Origin of the sequence: Anaerophaga thermohalophila str. Valhall (assembly GCF_000250735.1) — a bacterium.
Classification (GTDB): Bacteria; Bacteroidota; Bacteroidia; order Bacteroidales; family Marinilabiliaceae; genus Anaerophaga; species Anaerophaga thermohalophila_A.
Genome location: NZ_AHZV01000252.1, coordinates 1 through 889 on the forward strand (window position 1 = coordinate 1; position 889 = coordinate 889).

Genomic DNA, 889 nt, shown 5'->3' on the forward strand with positions numbered 1-889 from the left:
TTAATCATATTGAAAAAATAAACTATGCAATTGATCTAATTCGATACTCTTATAAAAATGGTAAATTCACAGATATGTTTCGGATTAGAAATATCGGAGAACAAGATTTCTTATTTCATAAACTTTATATCAATAATAGACACAATAGTTCAAAATTATATGCAAGTTATAAGGATAAGACAGCATCACATGTTGAAATTGAGAAACTATCGAACACTGTTCCTTTTGAGTGGAGAACTTTTTCAAGAGCTAAAGATTTACTTCATTTAGGATTTTTCAATGAGAGTTTAATTGTAGCCTTTAATCTTTTAGACTATTGTGTACAAAATACAATAAAATCATTAATGACAAATCTTACTACCGATTCAGAAAAGGAACAATTATTAAGACAGATAAAAGAACAACGACTAAAAACTTATCTAGGTTCCCTGTTTAAAACTCTGACTGGGAAAACTTTTTATGATACTAAAATTACAGAAAATAAGCTTGATAAACTTAACTCAAAACGAAATAAAATCGTTCATAATGGACAGAATTGCACCTATGAAGAAGTCTGCGAATCCTTAAAAACAGTTTTATACGCAATTCAGGGACTAAATGACAAAGGAAATCAGAAATTTGAAATCCCAATTGAAATAATTATTTATAACCTATGAGAAACCCCCAGCCCACAACAAAGCTGAATACAGCCGGGACGTTTGTGGGCAAGGCAAAATACAGCTACTATGAACTTTAAACATGAATTTGGAACAGTGGACCTTCTTATCAATTCAGAATTTGAAACTAGAGCAGTTGATTCCTTTGCAATTTCTCTTTTAAAAGCTGAAAGACAGGTTCGTAAAATTTTCACCTTCTTGATTTTTCAAAATGAAAATTACACACACAAAGT

The 889-nt window shown here is 30.1% G+C and carries 1 protein-coding gene; it reads left to right on the forward strand.

Going from position 1 to position 889, the window contains the following annotated elements; genetic code table 11:
- Positions 1-656 (forward strand): hypothetical protein (locus OQ5_RS23565; protein ID WP_044107877.1); only part of this gene is annotated, 656 nt, incomplete at its 5' end.
- Between the last annotated feature and the right edge of the window lie 233 nt (positions 657-889).